17 protein-coding genes are annotated in these 23,986 nt (G+C 60.8%); 11 read left to right on the top strand and 6 right to left on the bottom strand.

From position 1 onward, the window contains the following. Positions 1 to 261: 261 nt before the first annotated feature. Positions 262 to 2,397: a bifunctional 23S rRNA (guanine(2069)-N(7))-methyltransferase RlmK/23S rRNA (guanine(2445)-N(2))-methyltransferase RlmL gene (gene rlmKL / locus BLP65_RS07530; RefSeq protein ID WP_092994846.1), complete on the bottom strand. Its 2,136-nt coding sequence runs from the start codon at positions 2,395 to 2,397 to the stop codon at positions 262 to 264. Between the two features lie 202 nt (positions 2,398 to 2,599). Between rlmKL and BLP65_RS07525 the strand changes: the two genes are divergently transcribed. The 5 genes from BLP65_RS07525 to treS all read left to right on the top strand — a co-directional run bounded on the left by BLP65_RS07525 (position 2,600) and on the right by treS (position 13,654). Beyond that, positions 2,600 to 3,436: a RibD family protein gene (locus tag BLP65_RS07525; RefSeq protein ID WP_092994843.1), complete on the top strand. Its 837-nt coding sequence runs from the start codon at positions 2,600 to 2,602 to the stop codon at positions 3,434 to 3,436. Positions 3,437 to 3,567: 131 nt separating this feature from the next. Next, positions 3,568 to 5,637 carry an ATP-binding protein gene (locus BLP65_RS07520; RefSeq protein WP_092994840.1) on the top strand — a complete coding sequence of 690 codons (2,070 nt, stop codon included), beginning with the start codon at positions 3,568 to 3,570 and terminating at the stop codon, positions 5,635 to 5,637. A 138-nt stretch (positions 5,638 to 5,775) separates the two neighbouring features. Next, positions 5,776 to 7,710, top strand: a complete 1,935-nt coding sequence (glgB, locus tag BLP65_RS07515; protein WP_092994837.1) for a 1,4-alpha-glucan branching protein GlgB — start codon at positions 5,776 to 5,778, stop codon at positions 7,708 to 7,710. 89 nt (positions 7,711 to 7,799) lie between these two features. Next, positions 7,800 to 9,797: an alpha-1,4-glucan--maltose-1-phosphate maltosyltransferase gene (locus tag BLP65_RS07510; protein WP_092994834.1), complete on the top strand. Its 1,998-nt coding sequence runs from the start codon at positions 7,800 to 7,802 to the stop codon at positions 9,795 to 9,797. Between the two features lie 539 nt (positions 9,798 to 10,336). Continuing rightward, positions 10,337 to 13,654 (top strand): maltose alpha-D-glucosyltransferase, encoded by a 3,318-nt coding sequence (treS, locus tag BLP65_RS07505; RefSeq protein WP_092994831.1) that lies wholly within the window; start codon positions 10,337 to 10,339, stop codon positions 13,652 to 13,654. Between the two features lie 364 nt (positions 13,655 to 14,018). Here treS and BLP65_RS07500 read toward each other — a convergent pair whose 3' ends face one another. Both BLP65_RS07500 and BLP65_RS07495 read right to left on the bottom strand, forming a co-directional pair. Beyond that, positions 14,019 to 14,666, bottom strand: a complete 648-nt coding sequence (locus BLP65_RS07500) for a DUF4168 domain-containing protein (RefSeq protein ID WP_245688267.1) — start codon at positions 14,664 to 14,666, stop codon at positions 14,019 to 14,021. Between the two features lie 488 nt (positions 14,667 to 15,154). Continuing rightward, the gene (locus BLP65_RS07495) at positions 15,155 to 15,364 is read right to left on the bottom strand and encodes a SlyX family protein (protein ID WP_217631928.1); all 210 of its coding nucleotides are present in this window, start codon (positions 15,362 to 15,364) and stop codon (positions 15,155 to 15,157) included. A gap of 219 nt (positions 15,365 to 15,583) precedes the next feature. Between BLP65_RS07495 and BLP65_RS07490 the strand changes: the two genes are divergently transcribed. Next, positions 15,584 to 16,240 carry an OmpA family protein gene (locus tag BLP65_RS07490; RefSeq protein WP_092994825.1) on the top strand — a complete coding sequence of 219 codons (657 nt, stop codon included), beginning with the start codon at positions 15,584 to 15,586 and terminating at the stop codon, positions 16,238 to 16,240. Positions 16,241 to 16,484: 244 nt separating this feature from the next. On the opposite strand, the gene BLP65_RS07485 is transcribed toward BLP65_RS07490, so the two are convergent. Then, on the bottom strand, positions 16,485 to 18,398 hold the full coding sequence (locus tag BLP65_RS07485; RefSeq protein ID WP_092994822.1) for an ATP-binding cassette domain-containing protein: 1,914 nt from the start codon (positions 18,396 to 18,398) through the stop codon (positions 16,485 to 16,487). Positions 18,399 to 18,485: 87 nt separating this feature from the next. Here BLP65_RS07485 and BLP65_RS16670 point away from each other — a divergent pair, with 87 nt between their 5' ends. The 5 genes from BLP65_RS16670 to BLP65_RS07460 all read left to right on the top strand — a co-directional run bounded on the left by BLP65_RS16670 (position 18,486) and on the right by BLP65_RS07460 (position 22,747). Further along, on the top strand, positions 18,486 to 18,752 hold the full coding sequence (locus BLP65_RS16670) for a hypothetical protein (protein ID WP_139181451.1): 267 nt from the start codon (positions 18,486 to 18,488) through the stop codon (positions 18,750 to 18,752). A gap of 125 nt (positions 18,753 to 18,877) precedes the next feature. Then, positions 18,878 to 20,164: an SAM-dependent methyltransferase gene (locus tag BLP65_RS07475; RefSeq protein ID WP_092994817.1), complete on the top strand. Its 1,287-nt coding sequence runs from the start codon at positions 18,878 to 18,880 to the stop codon at positions 20,162 to 20,164. Between the two features lie 2 nt (positions 20,165 to 20,166). Further along, positions 20,167 to 21,303 (top strand): NAD(P)/FAD-dependent oxidoreductase, encoded by a 1,137-nt coding sequence (locus BLP65_RS07470; RefSeq protein ID WP_092994815.1) that lies wholly within the window; start codon positions 20,167 to 20,169, stop codon positions 21,301 to 21,303. Positions 21,304 to 21,437: 134 nt separating this feature from the next. Continuing rightward, positions 21,438 to 21,848 carry a PA2779 family protein gene (locus BLP65_RS07465; protein WP_092994813.1) on the top strand — a complete coding sequence of 137 codons (411 nt, stop codon included), beginning with the start codon at positions 21,438 to 21,440 and terminating at the stop codon, positions 21,846 to 21,848. Further along, positions 21,845 to 22,747 carry a PA2778 family cysteine peptidase gene (locus BLP65_RS07460; RefSeq protein WP_092994810.1) on the top strand — a complete coding sequence of 301 codons (903 nt, stop codon included), beginning with the start codon at positions 21,845 to 21,847 and terminating at the stop codon, positions 22,745 to 22,747. The genes BLP65_RS07465 and BLP65_RS07460 overlap by 4 nt, the downstream gene beginning before the upstream one ends. Before the next feature lies 1 nt (position 22,748). Here the strand turns inward: BLP65_RS07460 and BLP65_RS07455 are convergent, their stop codons facing one another. Both BLP65_RS07455 and BLP65_RS07450 read right to left on the bottom strand, forming a co-directional pair. Continuing rightward, a complete protein-coding gene (locus BLP65_RS07455) occupies positions 22,749 to 23,420 on the bottom strand; it encodes a DUF427 domain-containing protein (protein WP_175452483.1) in 672 nt (223 codons plus the stop codon). A gap of 161 nt (positions 23,421 to 23,581) precedes the next feature. Next, positions 23,582 to 23,887, bottom strand: coding sequence for a cupin domain-containing protein (locus BLP65_RS07450; RefSeq protein WP_092994807.1), 306 nt, complete (start codon positions 23,885 to 23,887; stop codon positions 23,582 to 23,584). Between the last annotated feature and the right edge of the window lie 99 nt (positions 23,888 to 23,986).

Genomic DNA, 23,986 nt, shown 5'->3' with positions numbered 1-23,986 from the left:
GCGGCCCTCCTACCAGGGGAGCGAAGGTCAAGCTTTCGAATGGAACCTCCGCGCTTTGGTGGGTTACGGCGCGCGCTACCGGCACGGGTAGACCGGACGGGCGGTGGCTGGTTCGCGCCTAACCCACCCTACCGGAAAACGGAGGCAATGGCCCTCTGGTAGGAGGCGCGCCCTCGCGGCGATTTCGTAACGAAAAGCATCGCGCCGGGGGCGGCCCTCGTACCAGGGGAGCACGAGAATGCGCCCTACGTGCCCCGTACGTCACTCGCCTCCAGGGCGGATTCGCCAGCAGCGGTGGATGTCGGGGCGGCGGCGGAAGTCTTCGGGAATGGTGCTGCGGGTGATGTCTTCCACCTTCAGATCGGCCAGGGCGTTGGTGTCGAGACGGAATTTGCGGAAGTTGTTGGAGAAGATGAGTTCTCCACCGGGGGCGAGCAGGCGGATGGCATCGCGGATCAGCGCCACGTGGTCGCGCTGGATGTCCAGGGTGCCTTCCATGCGCTTGGAGGTGGAGAAAGTCGGCGGGTCCATGAATATCAAATCGTACTCGCGCTCTCCGGCGCGTGCTTCCTCGGCCAGCCAGTCGCGGCAGTCGGCGGCGATCCGTTCGTGCTGCCCGAGATCGAGCCCGTTCAGGCGCAGGTTGCGTTCGGCCCACTCCAGATAGGTTCGGGAGAGATCCACCGATGTAGTGGCTACGGCTCCGCCGATGGCGGCGTGGACGGTTGCGGTGCCGGTATAACAGAACAGATTCAGAAAACGCTTCCCGGCGGCCTCCTGCTGGATTAGACGACGGGTGAGCCGGTGGTCTAGGAATAGTCCCGTATCCAGGTAGTCGGTGAAGTTCACCCAAAAGCGACAGTTCCACTCTCGAATCTCGTAGAAGCGGCCGTTGACGGCCAGTTTTTCGTACTGTTCACCGCCTTTCTGGCGCTGTCGCACCTTGAGAAAGATCTGTTCGGAAGGCAGTGCCAGCACCTCGGCGATGGTCGCCAACGCCTCGTCGAGACGCTCGGCGGCGGTTTCCGGCGGCACCGAGTGCGGGGCCTGGTACTCCTGGACATGTACCCATTGTTTTTCACCCTGATAGAGGTCGATGGCCACGGCATATTCGGGCAGATCCTGGTCGTAGATGCGATAGCAATCCACGCCCTCGCGCCGCGCCCAGCGGGTCAGATGCTTCAGGTTCTTGCGCAGGCGGTTGGCCAGGGGAACGGCGACTTCCCCCGTGGCTGCCCGGGTGCCGTGTTCGCGCACCGACGGATAGGTCAGCAGCCGGCACTCGATGGGGCCGTTATACAGGGTGACCGAGCCTTTCGGTTTCAGTCCCACGTGCCGGGCGAGGCGGGGGTTCCCGGTAAAGACGGCACCGTGCCAGTCGGGCAGGTGGTGCTGCAGCAGCTCACCCAGCAGTGAATAGAGTGGCTGCAGGGTCTCTTCATCGCCCAGGCGCTCGCCGTAGGGGGGGTTGGTCACCAGCAGACCGGCCGGCACTCCCGAGGGCAGCGTTGATGGCGCGAGTGCATGGCGCTCGAGCCGTATACGGCCTTGCAGTCCGGCGGCCTCGATGTTGGTGGTGGCGGCTGCGAGCGCCTCCTTCGAGCGGTCATGACCGATAATGGCCGGAAGTGAGTCCAGACCTTGTCTGCGCCGCTCACGGGCCTCTTTCAGCAGGGCTTCCCAGGTCTGTTGCTCGTGGCGTTTCCAGCCGAGAAAACCGAAGTATTCCCGGTAGAGCCCCGGGGCGATATCCCCGGCCATCAGAGCCCCCTCGATGAGCAGGGTACCGGAGCCGCACAGCGGGTCGAAAAGGCTGCCACCGGAGGCGGCTATCTGCGGCCAGCCGGCCAGATGCAGAATGCCGGCGGCGAGATTCTCCTTCAGGGGCGCTGCAGCGCCTGAGGAGCGATAGCCGCGCCGATGGAGGCCGGTTCCGGACAGATCGATGCTGAGGCGGGCCCGATCACCACGAAGGTGCAGGTTTATACGAACATCCGGTGTTTCCGTATCCACCGAGGGTCGCTCGCCGAACTGTTCCCGAAACCGGTCGACAACGGCATCCTTCACCCGCAGTGCGGCGTACTGGCTGTGGGTGATCGCCGCCCGACTTGCGCTGCAGTCCACTGCCAGGGTGCCGTGGGAGTTGAGGTGCCGTTCCCAGCGAATGCCCTTTACCCCTTCATAGAGGGCGTCACCCGAGGGTGCCTCCAGGTCGGTGATTGGCAGCAGCACCCGGTCGGCGAGTCGTGACCACAGACAGGCGCGATAAGCCGCCTCCAGCGGCCCCTGGAAGTGAACTCCCGCACCGGTGGGCCTGATCTGTTCCAGGCCCAGGGAGGTCAGCTCGTCGGCCAGCGCAGTGGTGAGTCCGCGGGGAGCGGTGGCAAAGAATTTCATTGGGGACTCGGCTTCGGAAAGGGCGGATGGTAATCCGAACGGCGGATGCGTGCCACTCAGGGAAGCGCAGGCACCACTGGGGCACGGGGTACACGGGAGCGAATGAGGCGGAAAACGGTTGTATTGCCCCGCGGTCCCGATGTGGGTGTCCCCGTGGAGCCATTGACCGCGATCGGTTTTTTGCAAAGGCTACACTCGGCATATGAGTGACTCGGTTTTGCGTCTCTTTCCCACGCCCGCGGCCGAGGAGCCCTTGCGTGGGCTCTACCTGGCCGAAGATCTGCGCCGTTTCGGTGCGGAACGGCCGTTCGTCTATACCAACTTCATTGTCAGCCTGGACGGACGTATTGCAGAGCTCGATCCGGATACCGGGCGCAAGGGGGTTCCACCGGCCATAGCCAATCGTCGCGACTGGGGGCTTTTTCTCGAGTTGGCGGCCCAGAGTGATGTGCTTTTGACCACCGCCCAAAATGTTCGGGCGGTGGTCAAGCGCCGGCATACGGAGTTGATAACTTTGACCGACGACCTGATGGAGTGGCGCCAGCGACGAGGTCTGACGGCCAGACCCAGGGTGGCCGTGATCAGTGAAAGCCTGAGACTGCCGCCGGCGGAGGCCCTGCCGCCAGAGCTGTGCGAGCGCTTGCTGGTGATCACCAGTGCACGGGGGGACCCCGGTGTGGTGGCGCAGCTGGAGAGTGTGGACGTTCCGGTGGAGCGCGTCGGCCCCGGCCCCGGTCTCTCCGGCCACGAGGTGCTCGAAGCGTTACAGCGTCATGGGCTGCAAGTGATCTATTCCATTGCAGGGGCGCGGGTCCACCACACGCTGCTCGGGAGCGGTGTCCTGGATCGACTCTACCTGACCGTGGCCCACCGGGTGCTGGGCGGCGAGGGTGTCGATACGCTGGTCTGGGGGGCACCGCTGCAGCCACCCTCTGCCTTTGCCCTGCAATCCCTTTACCTCGATGCGGAATCTTTGGACGGAGCCGGACAACTGTTTGCCGGATACCAGCGATTGGAAGCGGTTGAGCGCACCCTATAATTGGAGTGGCGAAGATATACAGGTCGGCCTTCAGCCATTCGGGGGCTAAAATCCCGCCAACAGGGGCATCGAATCTGTTTGACGCGCTAGCCATAGCTGATCATCAGCCGCGGAAGTATGGAGGGGAGCTGTTGAATCTCGAGGCCGGAAAAATCCGTGTTCTGCTCGTGGAAGATGATGCCGTCGACGCCATGCTGGTGCGTCGCACGCTCTCCTCGGGAGCGGAGCAGATGGCTCACCTCATCCCGGCAATCGACCTGGTGCACGCCGAAACGCTGTCCGAAGGCATCGAGGTTCTCGGCGCGAAAGGGGTCGATGTCGTGCTGCTTGACCTCAATCTGGGCGAATCCCGGGGGCTGGATACCTTCCATCGTGTTCAGACCTTCGCTCCCGAGACTCCGATCGTGGTACTGACCGGATTGGCCGATGATGAAGTCGCCGTACAGGCGATCCGTCAGGGAGCGCAGGATTACCTCATCAAGGAGGACCTCGACTTCCGGCAGTTGGGGCGTGCGCTTCGGTTTGCACTGGAGCGTCAAAGGGTGCGCGAAGCCCGGTTGTCACTGCGCGAAAGCGAACGGCGCCTCTCTACCCTTATGGCCAATCTGCCCGGGATGGCCTATCGCTGTGAAAACGATGAGCAGTGGACCATGATCTTTGTCAGTGAAGGTGCACGCGAACTGACCGGGTATGCACCGGAGGAGCTGAAAGGGGAGGGGCGTCTGGTATTCCACAGTCTTATCGAACGGGATGATCGAAAACCTACCAGGCGAAAAGTCGATGAGGCGCTGGCCGCTGACAGGCCGTTTGCAGTGGAGTATCGGTTGCGTACGCGAGAGGGTGAACAGCGCTGGGTCATGGAACGGGGACGGGGTGTCCGGAATGACGACGGGCACCTCCACCTGGAAGGGATCATCCTCGATGTCACAGCACGCCGCCAGGCGGAAAAGGCCCTGCGACGACACGCCAGGCGACTGGAGACGCTGCAGGCCATCGATCGCGACATCCTTTCGGCACAGTCGGCCGATGCGATTGCCCTGGTGGCGCTCACCCGTGTAGGAGAACTGATTCCGGCGTCCTGCTGCGGAGCGGTGTTGCTGTACGAGAAGGACCCTCTCCGGGCCGTAATATTGGCGGCTACCAAACAAATGGTCGACCGGTTCCCGATGCAGCAGCGATTCCTGATGACGGACCAGTCGCAAATCGCAGCCCTGCAGGCCGGAAAAAGCGTCACCATCAGCGACCTCAGGGAGAAAGAGATCCTGTCGCCGCTGCAAAAAGAGCTGGTCCCTTTGGAAATTCGCGGTTATCTGGCCGTTCCGCTGATGGTGGAGGGGGAACTGATCGGTTCATTGAATATCTACCGCCAGACTCCCGGCAATCCGCAAGAAGATGATTTGGTGATTGCGCGGGAGCTGGCGGATTCGGTTGCCATCGCCATTCGCCAGAGCCGCCTTTTCGAGCAGGTGCAGCATTACAGCCGGGAACTCGAACAGCGTGTGGCTGAACGGACCGAAGAGCTGCGGGAGACGAATACAGAGCTGGAGGCCTTCACCTTCTCGGTCTCTCATGACTTGCGCAATCCGCTGGCCAATATCAGAGGGTTCAGCGATGCCCTGGAGGACGCCTATGGCGACCGGTTGGGTCCCGAAGGGCTGGAATACCTGCACGCCATGAATGAGTCAGCCGAAAACATGGAGCAGCTGATCGAGGAGCTGCTTGCCTACAGTCGTATGAGCCGATCGCAAATCGAGCTGGAGCCGATTGCGCTGGAGCCGCTGTTCAGAGCTGCCGTGGAGCGTGAGCGCGGGCCGGGAGTCGACGCGACCATCGATATCCAGCACCCGATGCCTGCGGTACTGGGGCATCACACGATTCTCGAGCAAGTGATTTGTAACCTTATCGGCAATGCCCTGAAGTTCACCCGTCCCGGTGTTCGGCCGGAGATCCGGGTTCGTTCCGAAACGCAAAACGGCACCGTTCGTGTGTGGGTGGAAGACAACGGTATCGGCATCAAACCGGAAGACCAGCGACGGATCTTCCGTGTTTTCGAGCGTGCCAATGGTGGTTATCCCGGCACCGGCATCGGCCTGGCGACGGTGCGCCGCGGCATCGAACGCCTGGGCGGCAGGGTCGGGGTCGAATCCGAACCGGGCGCCGGCAGCCGCTTCTGGTTCGAACTTCCGAAAGAGCAAAGGTGAACAGACGGGCCAGGAAGGCCTGCGTTCCCCGCACCCCGTTGGAAAAACATCCCCGGCAGTTCGTCGTTGCGAAGCAACTAGCCTCGTCTATGCTGAACCCGTAGGGGGTAACCGCCTTGAAAGTATGGAGAAGTATTAATGAACCAGCAGGTCGCTCGGGTCCATCAGCAAGTGAGATATGATGTCAGTTTGCTGACCGACCACGATATCTATCTTTTCCGCGAGGGGAGCCACGTCCGGCTGCATAACAAGCTTGGCTCTCACCTGATGGAGATTGAAGGTCAGCGGGGCACCCTGTTTTCGGTATGGGCGCCCAATGCGCGGGAAGTGTCGGTTATCGGCGATTTCAACGACTGGGAACAGGGTCGTCACCCGTTGGCTCCCCGCCACGACAGTTCCGGTATCTGGGAAGGGTTTATCCCCGGTCTGGACCACGGCACGCTCTACAAGTATTACCTGCTTTCCAGTAATAACGATTATGGGGCGGAGAAGGGGGATCCGTTTGCCCGTTACTGGGAGGAGCCACCACGTACCGCTTCCGTCGTTTGGGATGACCGCCATGAATGGCACGACCGGAAGTGGATGGCGGAGCGGGCCGAAAAGAACAAGCTGGATGCCCCGATGTCGGTCTACGAGTTGCATCTGGGTTCCTGGCGCCGGGTCCCCGAAGAGGGAAACCGCTATCTGACCTACCGCGAACTCGCGGAGCAGCTGGTCGAGTATGTGGTGTGGATGGGTTATACCCATGTCGAGATGATGCCGGTCACGGAGCATCCGTTCTACGGCTCATGGGGTTATCAGTGCACCGGTTACTTCGCACCGACTTCGCGCTACGGCGCACCCGAGGATTTCGCCTTTCTCATCGATCGTTTGCATCAGGCCGGCATCGGGGTAATCCTCGACTGGGTACCGTCACACTTTCCGAGTGATCTCCACGGGCTTTCCTACTTCGACGGCACCTACACGTTCGAACACATGGACCCCAAGCGGGGATACCATCCCGAATGGAAAAGCTACATCTTCAACTTTGGCCGGCATGAGGTTCGGGCCTTCCTGCTTTCATCGGCCCTTTTCTGGCTTGAAAAATATCACGTCGACGCGCTCAGGGTGGATGCGGTGGCCTCCATGCTGTATCTGGACTATGCCCGCAATGAAGGGGAGTGGATACCGAACCCGCATGGCGGTCATGAGGACCTGGACGCCATCCACTTCATTCGTCAGCTGAATGAGGCGGTCTATCGCGATCATCCGGATACGCAGGTTATCGCCGAGGAATCCACCGCCTGGCCGATGGTATCCAGACCCACCTATCTCGGCGGCCTGGGGTTCGGGATGAAGTGGAATATGGGCTGGATGCACGACACCCTGGATTACTTTGCCAACGATCCCGTGTACCGCAAATATCACCACAATCAGTTGACCTTCAGCATCTGGTACGCCTTCAACGAGAATTTCGTGTTGCCGATCTCCCACGATGAAGTGGTCTACGGCAAGGGTTCATTGATTCGTAAAATGCCCGGCGATGACTGGCAGAAGTTTGCCAATCTTCGTCTGCTGTTCGGCTACATGTGGGCACATCCCGGCAAAAAGCTCGTCTTTATGGGCTGCGAGTTTGGTCAGTGGAGTGAGTGGGACCATGAATCCAGCCTGGAGTGGCATTCAACCCAATTGACGCCCCATGGTGGCGTACAGCACTGGATGCGTGACCTGAATCATTTTTATCGCGACACACCTGCGCTGTATGAGAAGGACTTTGAACAGGCCGGTTTCGAGTGGGTCGACTTCCACGACTGGGAAGATTCGGTGATCAGCTTCATCCGCAAAGACAAGAATGGCGGCACCGTGCTTGTGGTTTGCAACATGACGCCGGTCGTGCGCCACAACTACGTCGTGGGCGTGGATGAGACCGGTTACTGGAAAGAGGTGTTGAACTCCGATGCCGAGGTCTACGGTGGCAGTGGCATCGGAAACCTGGGCGGTGCGGAAACCTCTCCGGTGGGCGCTCAGGGGCGCTACCACTCGCTGAACATTACCCTGCCGCCGCTCGGCGTGCTCTATTTCAAACGGGATTGAGAACCTCTGCGGGATCACGGGGACTACGATAGAGGAGGTTTCACCCGTGCGCCTCGTGTTCCCGTTGCAGGACAACACAGGGACAGGTCATGAAGCTTCCGGAGAACGACGGCAGGCGGCGCGTTGTCATCGAAGGCGTCACTCCCCAGGTGGATGACGGGTGCTTTCCCGTCAAGCGCACCATTGGAGAGACGGTCGCGGTAGAAGCCAACTGCTTTACGGATGGGCACGACCTGATCGATTGCGTCATTCAGTATCGGCATGAGGGCGAGGCTGAGTGGCATGAAGTCCCCATGTCGTCACTGGGTCATGACCGTTGGAGCGGTGAATTTCCGGTAACCGAAATGGGCCGCTACCGTTACCGTATCCAGGCGTGGGTGGACCGGTTTCTCTCCTGGCGGCACGACTTGCGCCTTCGGGAGGATTCCGAAGACATCGGGGTAGCCTTGCAGATGGGGGCCGACCTGGTCGAGGATGCCGCCGGACGCGCGAGCGGGCACGACGCCGAACGGCTGCACGGATTTGTCACTGCCTTGCGGGGGCACGGCGAGCCAGCTGAACGACGCGTGGTTGGTCTGGACACCAAACTTCTCGAGCTGATGGAGCGGTATGCCGACCGGCGCCTCGCCAGCCTGTCGGAGAAGGAGCTGGCGGTAGTAGTGGAACGGGAAAAAGCGCGTTTCTCGGCCTGGTATGAATTCTTTCCCCGCTCCTGCGGTGTCGATCAGGGAAAGTCCCACGGCGGATTCCGCGATTGTGAGGAGCGCCTGGCCCATGTGGCCTCGATGAACTTCGACGTGGTCTATCTCCCGCCCATCCATCCTGTTGGTGAGAGCCGGAGAAAGGGTCCGAACAACTCCCTGATCGCAGGACCGGAAGACCCCGGAAGTCCCTGGGCCATCGGCTCCGAGGCCGGAGGTCACAAGTCTGTGCATCCGCAATTGGGTACGCTCGAAGATTTTCGCCATTTCCGAACGGTCGCCGAAGAGCTGGGTCTGGAAGTGGCCATTGATATTGCGTTCCAGTGCTCGCCCGACCATCCCTACGTAACGGAACATCCCGAATGGTTTCTGCACCGTCCCGACGGGAGTGTGCAGTACGCGGAAAACCCGCCCAAGAAATACCAGGACATCTATCCTTTCCATTTCGAAGCGGAGGAGTGGCATTCGCTGTGGGAGGAGCTGCACAGCGTTCTGACGTTTTGGGTGGACCAGGGGGTAACGATCTTTCGCGTCGACAACCCCCATACCAAGCCGTTCCCATTCTGGGAGTGGGTGATCGCAGAGGTGAAGCGCGAACACCCGGACGTGCTGTTTCTTTCGGAGGCGTTTGCACGCCCCAATGTCATGTACCGGTTGGCAAAGATCGGGTTTTCCCAGTCCTATACCTACTTCACCTGGCGCAACACGAAGTGGGAGCTGACCCGCTATATGCAGGAGCTGACCCGTACCGAGGTGCGAGAGTTCTTTCGGCCCAATTTCTGGCCCACTACTCCCGATATACTTCCCGAATATCTCCAGTTCGGCGGCCGTCCGGCCTTCTCATCCCGATTGGTACTTGCGGCCACTCTGGCGGCGAGCTACGGAGTCTACGGCCCCGCCTTCGAGTTGGCCGAGAACCGCGCGGTGCGACCCGGATCCGAGGAGTATCTGGATTCCGAAAAGTACCAGACTCGCCACTGGGACGTGAAGCGGCGCGAGAGCCTGGCGGATTACATGCGGCGCGTAAATACCATCCGTCGTGAGAACGAGGCGCTGCAAGCCAACCACAGCCTCGAGTTTTTCACCGTCGATAATGAAGAAATCATCGCCTATGGGAAAACCACCAGGGATCTGTCCAATATCATCGTGGTAGTGGTGAATCTGGATGCCTATCACACTCAGTCGGGATGGGTGGAGTTACCCATGGAAGAATTGGAGATCGACCCGCACCACCCCTACCAGATGCATGACCTCCTCAGCGGCTCCCGTTATCTCTGGCACGGCCCCAGAAACTATGTCGAACTCGACCCGCAGCGTTCACCCGCTCACATCTTCCGGTTGTATCGGCGCACGCGTACCGAACACGACTTTGAATATTTCTTCTAATCCCTTCCTGGTGCGGGAGTGACATCGGAACTTTTGGCTCGCACTTCGACCCTGGTCGCTACGATTACCTGAGTTCGACAAGCTGCTAGTGTACTGTTGCATGCTTGGCGATACTTTCAGAGCCCCCCAAAAACGTCAGGACAAGGCGCAGCGCGCAGGCAATGGTTATTCCCTTGTCAAGCGCTGCACGAATCCGCCGGGAGCGGATTCGGACAGCCGAAGGCTGGCCCGAAGGGCGGACTCCAGGGATGGAGTCCGCAACGCCGTCGTGGCGTTTTTGGGGGGCTCCCTTCGGGCGAGCCGCTGGCCGGCCATCTGCGGCGTTGCGTTTCTTGGAAAGGGCGCGCCATTCCCTGCGAAACGCGCCTTGCATGATGTGCATGGATGCACGAATGCCGCGGGCGCAGGATGCGCAGGAGCGGTCTGGCCGGCCAGCGACTCGCTGAAAGCACCGACAAGTATGTAACAGTACACTAGATTTCTAACAGGTAGACCGCTAACCGGGTTTGCGTGCGAACCAAGAATCAAACGGAGCCACCATGAGTGCAGAAGCCCCGACCTGGAAAGATGATCCGCTGTGGTACAAGGATGCGATTATCTATCAACTCCATGTCAAGGCCTTCTTCGATAGTAACAATGACGGCTTCGGCGACTTTCGCGGACTGACCGAAAAGCTGGACTATATCCAGTCACTGGGCGTCAATACCATCTGGTTACTGCCGTTTTATCCCTCGCCGATGAAGGACGAGGGCTACGATATCGGTGATTACCGCAATGTCCATCCCGACTATGGCCTGCTCCGCGACTTCAAGCTCTTCGTCCGCACGGCACACCAGCGTGGCCTGAAGGTCATTACCGAACTGGTCATCAATCACACCTCCGATCAACACGCCTGGTTCCAGGCTGCGCGTCGCGCACCGCGCGGATCGGCAACCCGCAACTTTTATGTATGGTCCGATGACGATAACCGTTTCCCGGAAACCCGCATCATCTTCACGGACACCGAGAGCTCCAACTGGGCATGGGACCCGGTGGCCAAACAGTACTACTGGCACCGTTTCTTTTCCCATCAGCCGGACCTGAACCACAACAACCCGCAGGTGGTGAAGGCGGTGATCCGGGTAATGCGTTTCTGGCTCGATTTGGGGGTGGATGGATTGCGGCTGGATGCGATCCCCTACCTTTGTGTCCGCGAAGGTACCAGCAACGAAAACCTGCCGGAGACCCATGATGTCATCAAGCGGATGCGTGCCGCCGTGGATGAACGCTATGAAGGCCGGATGTTCCTGGCCGAAGCCAATCAGTGGCCGGAGGATGTACGCGACTATTTCGGGGAGGGAGACGAGTGCCACATGGCCTACCACTTCCCTCTGATGCCGCGCATGTACATGGCGGTTGCACAGGAGGACCGGCATCCGATCACCGAGATCATGGGGCAGACGCCGCAAATTCCCGAGAACGGTCAATGGGCGATCTTTCTTCGCAATCATGACGAACTGACCCTGGAGATGGTCACCGATCGTGAACGTGACTACATGTATCAGACCTACGCCACCGAAACCCGCATGCGGGTCAATGTCGGCATCCGGAGACGACTGGCGCCGCTGATGGATAACGACCCCGGCAAGATAAAACTGATGAACTCGCTGCTGATGTCGATGCCGGGATCGCCCATTATCTACTACGGCGATGAGATCGGGATGGGAGACAACTTCTTCCTCGGCGACCGCAATGGCGTGCGCACACCGATGCAGTGGAGCCCCGACCGAAACGCGGGTTTTTCCAAATCCGATCCGCAGCGACTCTATCTACCCCCGATCATGGACCCGGTTTACGGTTACGATGCGGTCAATGTCGAGGCACAGAGCCGCGATGCGTCATCCCTTCTCAACTGGATGAAGCGGCTAATCGCAGTGCGGAAATCGACCCGTGCCTTCGGACGGGGAACACTGACGTTCCTGCGCCCCGGCAACCGCAAAATCCTCGCCTACATTCGTGAATACGAGAATGATGTGATCCTCTGCGTGGCGAATCTGTCGCGCACCGCGCAACCGGTGGAACTGGACCTGGGACGCTTCAAGGGCCGGATTCCTGTAGAACTGATGGGGCACAGCGTGTTTCCGCCCATTGGCGAACTGCCTTATCTGCTAACGCTCCACGCCTATGATATCTACTGGTTTCGCATCACCGCGGAGGCGGAGGTGCCGGAGTGGCACGAGGAGTACCTGCCACCCATGGAGCTGCCCGTGCTGGTGCTCTTCTCCGGTTGGCAGAGTCTGTTTCCGGCTACTGTCGACCAGCACCGCCAGGAGGCGGCGCGCAATCTTCAGGTCCAGCTCGAGCAGGAACTGATCCCCGAATTTCTGCCGGCGCAGCGCTGGTTCGGAATCAAGGGCGCCACCATCGACAGTGTTCACTTTCGCCAAAAGCAGATCTGGTCGACCGATGAGGGCGAATGGCTGATGGGATGGATCGATGTCACTGCCGAAGGGCACGCGCCCATCCGCTACTTCCTGCCGCTGACGATTGCCTGGGAAGATGAACATGAGGACACCTGGCCGTTACTGCACTTCACGCTGGCCAAGGTGCGGCACAAGGCACGGGTGGGATTGCTGTGCGATGCCTTCGTCGATGAGCACTTCGCACCGGCGCTGGTCAGCGCCATGGCCAGGCAGCAAGAGATTGCGATGGAGGGGGGGCGATTACGTTTTTCGGCGACCAGCGCCTTCCCTGAAATGACCAGGGATCTGCCGGAGAAGCTCGAGGTTCGCCGTCCGAAAACCGAAGGTTCCAACACGGCGGTTATCCTCGGTGATCATCTGTTTCTCAAGGGCTATCGACGCCTTGGCGAGGGCATGAATCCCGAAGTCGAAATCGGTCGTTTCCTCACTGAGGTATCGCCGTTCCCCAATGCCATGCCGGTACTCGGTACCCTGGAATACCTGGGCTCCGACGGCGAGACTGTCTCGTTAGCCGTACTGCAGCCTTATGTGAAAAACCAGGGGGATGCCTGGAACTATACCCTGGCGTACCTGGAGCGTTACCTGGAAGAGTGTCTGCTGCAACCGGAGCAGGATGAGGGTCAGCCACACGCCGCGGAACTGGTCCACATCGAGACGCTGGGCAGACGTACCGGCGAGCTTCACCAGGCCCTTGCCCGAACCACTGGTGATCCTGCGTTTGATCCGGAGGCCATGCGCGCCGGGGAACTCGAAGAGTGGATCCGGCATCTTCACGATGAAGTGCTGCGAACTCTCGACGTCCTTGACCGTCGGTTCGAGACACTCCCGGAACGGATAAGGCCGGATGCCGCGCAGTTGCTGGAGATGAGGCCGGCAATGCTGGAGCGGGTCGACTCCCTGACACCAAGCGGTGCCACGATTTTCAAGACCCGGCACCACGGTGACTATCACCTGGGTCAGGTCCTGGTGGTGGAGAACGATTTTGTGATCATCGACTTTGAAGGGGAGCCGGCCCGGCCGGTCGCCGAGCGGCGGGAGAAGGCTTCACCGCTGCGAGACGTGGCGGGGATGTTGAGATCATTCAGCTATGTGGCCTATGCCGCGCTCTTTCGGGAAACGATCGAAAGTCCGGAGAATTTCGATGTGCTTGAACCTTTCGCGCTCGACTGGGAGCGGACCGCTGCAAGAATCTTCATGGAAGGCTACGAGGAGGGAGCCGCAGGCAGCCCCGCCTACCCGGCAGAACCCGATCAGGCAAAAGCGTTACTGGAGCTCTATGCCATGGAGAAGGCCCTCTACGAACTGCGCTATGAACTCGACAACCGCCCCGACTGGATAGGTATTCCCATCAAGGGGCTGGTGGCCTTCCTGCAGGGCGGACAGGAGCATCCCTGATCGTAGGGCGCATTCTGACATGCCCCCGAACGACCAAACAGCCGGCACGGTTACCGGATCCCGCATACCGTCAAGGAGCCCGGTTACAAATGCGCCGCGACGCCGAACGTGTGGCGTAACGGTGCATTTGGAGAATCCGGCCGCTGCGAGGATTGATTCGTGAGGCGGCGCCCCGGTCGCTTGTGGAGTGGTGCCTTGGGAAGAATGTACCCTACGGGATCGGTTTTCTTTTCTCCGGTAATCCCCACGCCTTTCTATGCGCCGAACGGCGGCTTAACCACGCCTCGCAGGGCGTAAAAAAAACCCCGCCGGAGCGGGGCTGAAAGGCCTCGGAGGATGAGGGAAGTGATCAAGTCCATTAGTGTCAGTTCGCCGATTCGACCTTTTCTCTGAAGTCGGGGTCGGACTGCATCAGTTGGGCAAGTTGGTTGTACTCATCCACGGAAAGATCGGCACTCTCCACGGCCGAGATCATGCGCTCCTGAGCTTCCTGTTGTAGCTCCTGGGCCTTCCGGGGGTCTTCTTCCCGGCTGATTTTTTCAGACAGTTCCGAGCGAATCTCATCAACGGAGGCATTGGCGTTGGAGAATTTTTCCATCGTGTCTTTGTCGACGTCACCGGCACTAATCGCCGACGGTCGCTCGGCACCGCCATAACCCTGGCCTTGTGGGGCACCGCCTTGTCCGGCGCCACCGCCGTAACCCTGGCCTTGTGGGGCACCGCCTTGTCCGGCGCCACCACCATAGCCCTGGCCTTGTGGGGCACCGCCTTGTCCGGCACCACCGCCATAGCCCTGGCCTTGCGGGGCACCGCCTTGTCCGGCACCACCGCCGTAGCTCCGGCCTTGTGCGGCACCGCCTTGTCCGGCACCACCGCCGTAGCTTCCGCCCTGTTCGGTTTGAGCGCCCCCGGCCCCTGCCGACTGCGCGACCACGAGGCCCACAGGAGCCGCGATCAACAGCGCGGCAGATAGCGTTCCGACAATGGGCATGACACCAAAACGAGTCTTCATTGCTAACCTCCAGTGGATTACATCCAGAATGATGGAGCCTTTACCCTTGCAGGCAGCGTGCCAGGATATTGCCGTATCAGACCGGCGCTGGGGGCGCGAACTTCCCCCTATTCCGTATCAGACTGACACAGCACAAGACGCACACATGGGTTATTCCGGCATGCGGAGCTGACAAAGCAGGGGGAATTCTGGTCGTCGAGAGGCTAATAGCGAGTACATGTAGTGTCGGGCTTTAGGCCGTCGGAACTTCGAGGGGCGAAGGGGTAGGAAAGAGGGATGTGGGAAGAGAGTGTACTGTTGCATGCTTGGCAGTGCTTTCAGGGCCAAGCAAGTGCAACGCTGCAGATGGCCGGCCAGCGGCTCGCCCGAAGGGAGCCTCCGAAGACGGCATTTCCGCGCTTGAGAAGGGAATAACCAATGCCTGCCTGCGTCTTGTCCTGACGTTTTTTCGTGGGCGCTATAAGTATCGCCAAGCATGCAACAGTACACTAGTAGTGTGGAGGAGGTGGTTCGTCTTCGGGGCGTCCAACTGACGATTCAGCCAGTGCGGACAGGCGGGATTTCAGCGCTTCGATCCGATTCGCCTGTTGTTCAATCAGACGGCGCTGTTCGATGACTTCCCGGCTCAGCACTTCCAGGGCTTCTTCCTGGTGGGCATAGCGGATTTCAAGATCGGTCAGACGGGATTCGAGATCCATGATTCTTTTTGCTCACTCCAGTTGGCCGCAGCCCGATAGTGGATGGCTTCACCCCATTGGGATGAGTCGTTCGCGCCAGATTGCCGTCTTCAGTAAAAACACGCAAGGCTGGAATGGCCGTCTGTTGTCACGTAGAACCCTTGATAACGGTAGACTAGGCTCAGGATAGGGAAACGCCCGTTAACCGTAAGACCAAGGAAAGTCGAGGAGGGCAACAACATGGATGTGAAAAAATTGCTATATACCTTTGCCGCGGGGGCCCTGTTCGGCTTCGGCGGTAATGCCGTGGCAGTTGAGGGTTACGTCACCGACGGGATCGGCGATGTGGCTCGCGATGCCGCGGGAGAGTGCGTGACCACCGAGTTCTGGTCCCGTGATAACGCCATTGCCGAGTGCCATCCGCAGTTGGTGCAACGGGACGAGGTGGCGGCTTTCGAAGAGCCGCGTCGAAGGACCGAAATGATCAGCCTGGAGGCGGATACCACTTTCGATTTTGACGAGGCCACCTTGACGGACGAGGGCAAGGCAGAACTGGACGAGATTGCCGAGCGGGCGAAAGATGCACAGGATCCACGCATCCGTATCGTCGGCTATACCGACCAGATCGGCCCGGAATCCTACAATCAGGAACTCTCGGAAAAACGTGCCCGTGCTGTCGAGGAGTATCTCGTCAAGCAGGGAATCTCGTCGGAAACGATCCAGACGGCCGCTCGCGGTGAAAGCGATCCGGTGGTCTCCTGCGAAGGTCTGCAGGGCGATGCCTTGATCGAGTGTCTGCGTCCCAACCGGCGTTCTGAGGTCGAGTTCTCGGCCTTCGAAGTAATCGAGGAGGAGCCGCAGCAGGAGCAGGACCTGCAGCAGGAGCAGAACCTGTAGCTGAAGCATCACTGAAGTGACCATGGGGAGTGCGGGGCATATGGGGCAGACGACCCCTTTCCCCGCGCCCCCCGTGGTTTTTTTTGCTTCTTCAAGGGGAATACGGTGCATTTGAAGAATGCACCCTACGGTTTACTGAAGTGACCATGGGGAGCGCGGGGCATACGGGGCAGACGACCCCTTTCCCTGGGCCCCGTGGTTTTTTTGCTTCTTCATAAGGAATCTGGTGCATTTGCAGAACGGTTTATCGTTCGGCGGACTCCATCGCCTCGCCGGCTTGTAGCCAGGCCTCTTCGGCTTCTGCCAACTCCTGCTCGACCTCGCCTTTTTCACGCAGGATTTTGGTCAACCGAACCTTTCCTTTCTCATCCACATACAGCTCCGGATCGGCAAGTTGCTCCTCGAGGGCACTCTTTCTGAGAGAGAGTTCCTCGAGCCGCTTTTCGGCTCTCTGCATTTCCCGGCGCAGGGGCTGTAGACGAGTTCGCCTTTCCGCCTCCTCGCGTCGGCGTTCCCGGCGACCGCCTGCGGAGTTGGGGTCCTGGTCGGCCTTGTCGCTATCGCTACCGGCACTGTCGGGCCGGGTGCGTTTACGATCATCCAGCCAGCGGCGGTAGTCGTCCAGATCCCCGTCGAATTCGATCACTTTGTTATCGGCCACCACCAGCAGTTGATCGGCCGTGGCGCGCAGCAGGTGGCGGTCGTGGGAGACAACCACCATTGCGCCCTCGAAACCCTGAAGTGCGGTTGTCAGCGCGTGTCGCATCTCCAGGTCGAGATGGTTGGTGGGCTCGTCCAGCAGCAGGAGGTTGGGGCGCTGATAGACGATGAGGGCCAGGACTAGGCGCGCTTTTTCACCGCCGGATAGCGGAGCGACCGGTTCCAGTGCAGCATCGCCCCGAAAACCGAATCCACCGAGGAATTTGCGCAGGTCCGCTTCAGTAGCCTTCGGATCGAGGCGGTTGAGGTGAAGTAGGGGACTGGCGTTGCCGTCGAGCTGCTCGAGCTGGTGCTGTGCGAAATAGCCGATGGCAAGATCGGGTGCTTCGGCGCGTTTTCCGTCGAGGGTCGGTAGCCGGCCCGCGAGCAGCTTCATTAGTGTGGATTTGCCCGCGCCGTTGGCCCCCAACAGGCCGATGCGGTCACCCGGAAGCAGACTGAGACGGACGCCTGCCACCACGGGTGTTGTGCCATAGCCGGCCGAGGCCTCCTCGAGCGTCACCAGAGGCGTCGGCAGCTTCTCGGGTTCACGGAAGGCAAAATGGAAAGGTGAATCGACGTGGGCCGGGGCGATGGTCTCCATGCGCGCCAGCGCCTTGAGGCGGCTCTGCGCCTGGCGCGCCTTGGTGGCCTTGGCCCGGAAGCGGTCGACGAATCGCTGCACCTCGGCAACCTCGCGCTGCTGCTTCTCGTGCGCCGCCTGCTGGTGGGCGAGGGTTTCGCTGCGCTGGGCCTCGAAATCCGAATAGTTGCCGGCATAGAGACGCACGCCGCCGTTCTCGATGTGCAGGATCTGGTTCACGCACCGGTCCAGGAACTCGCGATCGTGGGAAATCAGCAGCAGTGTCCCCGGGTAACTGTGCAGCCAGTTCTCCAGCCAGAACACCGCATCGAGATCCAGGTGGTTGGTAGGTTCGTCCAGCAGTAGCAGATCGGAAGGGCACATCAGGGCCTGGGCCAGGTTCAGGCGCATGCGCCAGCCGCCGGAGAAAGCGTTGACGGGCTGCTCCTCCTGTGCGCTGCTGAAACCGAGTCCGTGCATGAGCCGTCCGGCCCGCGCCCGCGCTTCGTAGCCACGGACGGCCTCCAGACGTGCGTGGAGTTCCGCCTGGGCGGTGCCGTCACCCTGCTGTTCCGCTTCGGCCAGCGCCGCCTCGATACTGCGCAATTCCCTGTCGCCATCGATGACGTACTCGACGGCAGGTCGGTCGGTGGCCGGCGTTTCCTGGGCAACTTCGGCGATCACTGTTCCGGGCGGCAGTTGCACCTCGCCGGTGTCCGAGGTCAGGTCTCCGCGAATCAGGGCGAACAGGCTGGACTTACCGGTGCCGTTGGCTCCGGTAAGGCCGGCTTTCCATCCCGGATAGAGCGTAAAGGTCGCGTGTTCGAAGAGTGCCCGGGGGCCGCGGCGCAGGGTGACGTTCGTGAAGCTGAGCATGGCGCGGGAGTCTAGTGTACTGTTGCGTGTTTGGCGATACTTTCAGAGCCCCCCAAAAACGTCAGGACAAGGCGCAGCGCGCAGGCAATGGTTATTACCCTTGTCAAGCGCTGCACGAATCCGCCGGGAGCGGATTCGGACAGCCGAAGGCTGGCCCGAAGGGCGGACTCCAGGGACGGAGTCCGCAACGCCGTCATGGCGCTTTTGGGGGGCTCCCTTCGGGCGAGCCGCTGGCCGGCCATCTGCGGCGTTGCGTTTCTCGCAAAGGGCGCGCCATTCCCTTCAAAACGCGCCTTGCATCTGGCCGGCCAGCGACTCGCTGAAAACACCGCCAAGCATGCAACAGTACACTAAGTTGCCCATCATGCCGAACAGGGGAAAACCGGCGCCGGCGGGGTGCCCTGCAGCGGGTTGGCAGCATGTAACTGCTTGTTCTAGAGTTGACATGTTGTGAACGGCAGGAGCGAGTGATCGGGATTATGAAAGATGAAAAGACCGATTTTCTTGGCATCTCGTCCGGTTCGCGGGATGGGGCTGCGGCATTGCTTCGGGGGCACGGGGAGAGGGATGCCCTTGGCATCGAACGTCGGTTGCTGCAAAAGCTGGCCGCATCGATGGGTGATCCACCACTACTGATCCGGCTCTGGGATGGTAGTGAAATCCGATTGGGAGGCGGCGCGCCCGTCGATGTCGGGATCACCATTCATGATCGCGGTGCCCTGTGGCGGATGCTGCTGCACCCGGAGCTTCATTTTGGTGATGACTACAGTACCGGGCGTATTGAGGTAAACGGCGACCTGGTACAGTTTCTCGAAACCCTGTTTCTTTCCCGACCGCCTCTGGCCAGTGACGGCTTCATGGAGCAGCTCCGCAATCGATTTGCGCGTGCCAGCTGCAATACACTGGCCGGTTCCCGGCAGAACATTCAGCACCATTACGACCTCTCCAATGACTTTTATAGTCTCTGGCTGGATGAGCGCATGCAGTACACCTGCGCCTACTTTGCCACGCCCGAGGCTAGCCTCGCCGAAGCCCAGGTCGCCAAACTGGATCATGTCTGTCGCAAGCTGCGATTGAAACCGGGCGAGACCGTATTCGAGGCCGGTTGCGGCTGGGGCGGTCTGGCTCGCCATATGGCGAGGAACTACGGCGTCAAGGTTCGTGCCTTCAATATCTCCCGCGAACAGCTTCGCTATGCCCGCGCCCGGGCGCGTGAGGAAGGGGTCGAGGACTGGGTCGAATACGTTGAGGACGACTACCGCAACATCACCGGCACCTGCGATGCCTTCGTTTCCGTGGGTATGCTCGAACATGTGGGCGTCGAACACTATCGGGAGCTGGGCGAGGTCGTAGACCGCTGTTTGAGTGAAGATGGCCGTGGTCTGATCCACAGCATCGGCAAGAACCGGGCACGGCCGATGACGCCCTGGATCGAGAGGCGCATCTTTCCCGGTGCCTACCCCCCGACGCTGGGGCAAATGATGGAGATCTTCGAGCCCCGGGAATTCTCGATCCTCGACGTCGAAAACCTGCGCCTGCACTATGCGCGGACGCTTGATGGCTGGCTGGAGCGGTTCGACGCCCGCCAGGACGAAATCGAGCGCATGTTCGACCGCAGTTTCGTTCGCGCCTGGCGGTTCTATCTCGCATCCTCCCTGGCCAGCTTCAGTACCGGTTCGCTACAGCTCTTCCAGGTGCTCTTTACACGGCCCCGCAACAACGCGATTCCGTGGACCCGCGCTCACCTGTACCGGGAAGGGGATTGAGCATGGAGTCCCTGGACGTGCTGATTGTGGGCGGTGGTCCGGCCGGCTCCACCTGCGCGGCTCAGCTGCGTGCCGCCGGATTCGATGTGGCGGTGATGGACAAGCAGCGCTTTCCTCGTGACAAGGTCTGCGCCGGCTGGGTCACCCTGGCCGTACTCGATGAACTGGGGCTCGATGCCGATGAGTATCGCCGTGGAGGCCGGACCATGGAGCCTATCCACGGTTTTTATACCGGGAGCATCGACGGCCCCGGGGTCGTCAATGACTACGGCGAGACCGTTAGTTACGGGATCCGCCGCTGCGAATTCGATCACTATCTTCTGGAGCGTTCCGGGGCGCGCCGGATCGAGGAAGAGCCGCTACGAACCCTGGAACGCACCGGCGAGCGCTGGGTGGTCAATGACCGTATCAGCACACCGCTGGTAATCGGGGCGGGAGGCCATTTCTGTCCGGTGGCCCGCCACCTGGGCGCCAAAGTGGGCAATGTCCGGGGTGCGGTAGCCGCCCAGGAGGTCGAGTTCGAGTTGACGACGTCCCAACGGGATGCCGCTGCCGTGGAGCCCGGCATCCCGGAGCTTTACTTCTGTCGGGATCTGAAGGGCTACGGATGGGCCCTGATCAAGGGCGGTGTGCTCAATATCGGCCTCGGAAGAGATGATCGGCACCGGCTATCGGAACACCTCAATCACTTTGTTGCTTTCCTGAAACGACGGGGCCGGATTCCACCGGATATCCCCGAACGGTTCCACGGCCATGCCTATCTGCTTTACGGTCAGCACCAGCCCAGGAGGGTAGTGGCCGATGGTGCCCTGCTGGTCGGGGATGCGGCCGGCCTTGCCTATCCCCGGAGCGGGGAAGGTATTCGGCCAGCTGTGGAGTCGGCACTGCTGGCCGCAGAGATTATTGTCGCTGCGGGGGGCTGTTACGACTATGCTGATTTGGTGGGCTATGAGCACGCTCTGGAGGAGCGTTTCGGCCGGCGTTCCGGGGCCGGTGAAGGTTCACAGTGGCTTCCGGATCCGCTGCAGGCATTCCTTGCCGAACGGTTGCTGGCGAGCCGCTGGTTCAGCCGACATCTGGTACTGGACCGCTGGTTCCTGCATCGGCATCAGCCGGCGCTGGCGACCTGTCGGACTTGAGGGCACTTCCATAAATTCGTCATTCCCGCGAAAGCGGGAATCCAGCCGTTTGATTTTACTGGGCTCCCGCTTTCGCGGGAGTGACGAAAAATGAATTTTAGAGGTTCGGCCTCAATAACAAACGGGAGAACATCATGAGGGGTATTCATCATTTGCGGCGGCCTCTGTCCATGCTGCTGTACATCGTCTTTACTGTGTCATCGCTACAGATGCCGGCCGCTCAGGCGGCTATGATCGGGACCGACCGGGTCCTGTCCGAAACCGCTGCTGCGCAATCTTCGCAGGCCCGCGACCGACTCGACTCCCTGCTGGCCCGCGACGAGGTGGCGCAAAAGCTGGTCGAGTACGGGGTTGAGCCGCAACAGGCCCGGGAGCGTATCGCCGGACTCACCAACAGCGAAATACTGGAGCTTCAGGAGCGGATCGACACTCTGCCGGCGGGTGGCGATATCCTCGGTGTGGCCGCGCTTATCTTCATCGTCCTGATTATCACCGATGCCATCGGTGCAACCGACGTGTTTACCTTCGTCAACAAGGTCGAGTGATTCGATCTCTCCTCCTCACCACCCTGGTGGCGGGGCTGATCGGCTGTGCCGGCGCACCGACTCTGCCGGCTTCTGACGCGCCGCAGGCGCGGGTATCGGCACCGTTTTTTCCTCAGACCCTGCACCACTGCGGTCCGGCGGCTCTCGCCTCGGTGCTGGGTTGGTCCGGTGCCGCGGCGACGCCGGAACAACTGGCGGAGTGGGTCTATCTGCCAGGACGGGAGGGTGCCTTGCAGGCGGAGCTGCTGGCGGAGGGCCGTCGGCAGGGGCGGTTGACCTATCTCCTGGAGCCTTCGCTCGAAAGCCTGGTAGCGGAACTGCAGGCCGGACACCCGGTGCTGGTGCTCCAGAACCTGGCTTTTGGATGGGCTCCGCGCTGGCACTACGCGGTGGCAGTCGGTTACGACCTCGATGCGGGCATCATGGAACTGCACAGCGGCACCCGCCAGCGCTACCGCTCCAGCCTCGACACCTTCTATCGGACATGGAAGCGAGCCGGGCGCTGGGCGGTTGTTGTTCTGCCCCCCGACCGGCTACCGGCAACTGCCGAGCCGCAGCGTTACCTGCGTGCGGTGATCGATCTGGAAGCGGTGGGCCAGACTGCGGCGGCCAAAACGGGGTACAGGACAGCTTTGCAGCGCTGGTCCGACAGCACCCCGGCCAGGGTGGGACTCGCTTCGCTCCTCTACCGTCAGGGCGACAGGACCGATGCAGAGCAGTTGCTGCGTGAGGCCCTAGCGACGGAGCCGACCAGTGTCCCTGTTCTCAACAATCTCGCCCATCTGCTGAATGAACGGGGCGAAAAGGCCGAGGCGGAGCGCCTTGCCCGTCGCGCCCTTCGGGAGCCGGGCCCGTGGCGCGATGATGTGCGGGCGACGCTGGAGGAGATCCTTCGCTGAGCTATTCCACCAGCAGCGAGTCCACCCGTTCGGGATAGAAGCAGACCAGACCGGCGATGGCCGCCACCTCCTGAGTGGGATAGCGGTAGTACCAGCACACGTCATCGATGCTCTTCTCGCCGATGCGCAGGGAGTAGTAGTGGGCCTCCCCCTTGTAGGGACAGCGGGTGACAGTGTCGCTGGGCTTCAGCCAGTCGACTCGTGTGTCGATCAGCGGCAGATAGTAGCGGGTGGGCAGCCCGGTTTCGAACAGCAGGGTGGGGCGGCGCGTTTCGGCGATCACTTCACCCAGGGCTTCTATTCGGATAGAACGGGAACTGCGCAGTACATCGACGCGAACGAAGGGATCGCGAGGATGGACAAAAACTTCCTCGTCCTCTTCCAGCCAGGTGTCCATTCGATCCCAGACGAACCCGATGTAACCCTGCTCTCCGGCATAGGCCGTGCGAAGGGCGCGATGGCCAGGCACTTCCACATCCCAGACCACTATCTTTCCTCCGGCACCGGTATCGACCAGGAGTCGGTGGTCGACATCATCCGGCGGAAACCAGTAGAGCGGAGGGCGTCCTCCCCCATGCTCCAGCATGACCTGGTTGCTGTCCGCTACCGTGCGACCCCGGAGCAGAACCCGGACCCGCTTCGGTGACGGCATCCATCGACGCGAATTGGTCATGTCATTCCTCCCGTAAGGCGCATTCTCGATACGCCCCAACGTGTCTCAAAAGCCGCCGCATTCGCGGGATCCCCCATACCGTTGTGGGGCCCGGTAATAAATGCGCCGCGACTCCGGTTCGTCGAAACAGTGCACTTGAAGAACGCACCCGGCGCCGCCCGCTAGTACGCTGGTGGGGCATAGAAATTCAGCGTTTGCAGAGGGCCATCGGGTGATGCGCTGACCTGGTGGGTCTCTCCGGCCTCGATTAGCAGAAGCATTCCCGGGGTGAGCCCGACACTGGCATCTCCCACGGTGGCCTCTCCACTCCCCTGGAGGACATAGAGCCACTGGTCACTGCCGCTATGGCGGTTATCCGCACCGCCGGTTGTCTCTCCGGCTTCGAGTACCATGGTCGCGGCTTCTGAGCGGTCACTTTTCCCGAGCACGTGGAACCCGTTTTCGGGCATGATGGTGTAAGTGCGCATAAACACTCCTTCGTTTATCCCAAAGTAGTACAGAGCGCTATCCTTCAGTTAATCAGGGGTCATCTGGCCGCCAGGGGTTTTCCTCCGGCGCTTTGACCC

The organism is Thiohalomonas denitrificans (genome assembly GCF_900102855.1).
GTDB lineage: Bacteria > Pseudomonadota > Gammaproteobacteria > Thiohalomonadales > Thiohalomonadaceae > Thiohalomonas > Thiohalomonas denitrificans.
Note: the sequence above shows the minus strand (reverse complement) of the source record. Positions and strands in the feature narration are given on the sequence as shown.

Bases quoted from the DNA above. Each gene is read 5' to 3' on its own strand.
- rlmKL (WP_092994846.1), bottom strand. From the start codon at position 2,397: ATGAAATTCTTTGCCACCGCTCCCCGCGGACTCACCACTGCGCTGGCC.
- BLP65_RS07525 (WP_092994843.1), top strand. From the start codon at position 2,600: ATGAGTGACTCGGTTTTGCGTCTCTTTCCCACGCCCGCGGCCGAGGAG.
- glgB (WP_092994837.1), top strand. From the start codon at position 5,776: ATGAACCAGCAGGTCGCTCGGGTCCATCAGCAAGTGAGATATGATGTC.
- BLP65_RS07510 (WP_092994834.1), top strand. From the start codon at position 7,800: ATGAAGCTTCCGGAGAACGACGGCAGGCGGCGCGTTGTCATCGAAGGC.
- treS (WP_092994831.1), top strand. From the start codon at position 10,337: ATGAGTGCAGAAGCCCCGACCTGGAAAGATGATCCGCTGTGGTACAAG.
- BLP65_RS07500 (WP_245688267.1), bottom strand. From the start codon at position 14,666: ATGAAGACTCGTTTTGGTGTCATGCCCATTGTCGGAACGCTATCTGCC.
- BLP65_RS07495 (WP_217631928.1), bottom strand. From the start codon at position 15,364: ATGGATCTCGAATCCCGTCTGACCGATCTTGAAATCCGCTATGCCCAC.
- BLP65_RS07490 (WP_092994825.1), top strand. From the start codon at position 15,584: ATGGATGTGAAAAAATTGCTATATACCTTTGCCGCGGGGGCCCTGTTC.
- BLP65_RS07485 (WP_092994822.1), bottom strand. From the start codon at position 18,398: ATGCTCAGCTTCACGAACGTCACCCTGCGCCGCGGCCCCCGGGCACTC.
- BLP65_RS16670 (WP_139181451.1), top strand. From the start codon at position 18,486: ATGGTTATTACCCTTGTCAAGCGCTGCACGAATCCGCCGGGAGCGGAT.
- BLP65_RS07475 (WP_092994817.1), top strand. From the start codon at position 18,878: ATGAAAGATGAAAAGACCGATTTTCTTGGCATCTCGTCCGGTTCGCGG.
- BLP65_RS07470 (WP_092994815.1), top strand. From the start codon at position 20,167: ATGGAGTCCCTGGACGTGCTGATTGTGGGCGGTGGTCCGGCCGGCTCC.
- BLP65_RS07465 (WP_092994813.1), top strand. From the start codon at position 21,438: ATGAGGGGTATTCATCATTTGCGGCGGCCTCTGTCCATGCTGCTGTAC.
- BLP65_RS07455 (WP_175452483.1), bottom strand. From the start codon at position 23,420: ATGACCAATTCGCGTCGATGGATGCCGTCACCGAAGCGGGTCCGGGTT.
- BLP65_RS07450 (WP_092994807.1), bottom strand. From the start codon at position 23,887: ATGCGCACTTACACCATCATGCCCGAAAACGGGTTCCACGTGCTCGGG.